The organism is Bacillus sp. AFS041924 (genome assembly GCF_002577195.1).
GTDB lineage: Bacteria > Bacillota > Bacilli > Bacillales > Bacillaceae_G > Gottfriedia.
On sequence record NZ_NULG01000152.1, the window covers coordinates 1 to 562 of the forward strand.

The following is a 562-nucleotide window of genomic DNA, read 5'->3' on the forward strand; positions in this document are numbered from 1 at the left end:
ATAAAAAAGTAGAATTAACAGGAACAATTGGTGCTGCAGGATCAACAGCGTTACAACCACTAGCTGACGAAGCGGCTACTGAATTTATGGCAAAGTACCCACAAGTTTCAGTTACAGTTCAAGGTGGCGGTAGTGGTACTGGTGTAAACCAAGTATCTACAGGCGCAATTCAAATTGGTAACTCAGATGTACCAGCTGCTGAAAAATTAGAAGATAAATCATTAGCAAGTTCATTAGTTGAAACGAAAGTTGCTGGTGTTGGTTATTCGATGGTAACAAATAAAGATGTTGGTGTAGATTCACTTACACTTCAACAAATTGAGGATATTTTCGCTGGTAAAGTAACGAATTGGAAAGAAGTTGGCGGTAAAGACGAGAAAATTAACGTAATTAACCGTCCAGCATCATCAGGTACACGTGCAGCATTTGAAAAGAAAATCATGAAAGACGTTAAAATTAACGATAGCGTAGGAACAGTACAAGATTCAAACGGTGCAGTTGAACAAGCTGTTAACTCAACTCCTGGTGCGATTTCGTATCTTGCTAACTCCTATTTAATTGG

At 38.6% G+C, this 562-nt stretch carries 1 protein-coding gene; it reads left to right on the forward strand.

The genetic code is table 11. From position 1 onward, the window contains the following. On the forward strand, positions 1-562 hold a 562-nt coding region (locus COC46_RS21700), incomplete at both ends, for a phosphate ABC transporter substrate-binding protein PstS family protein (protein WP_141550951.1).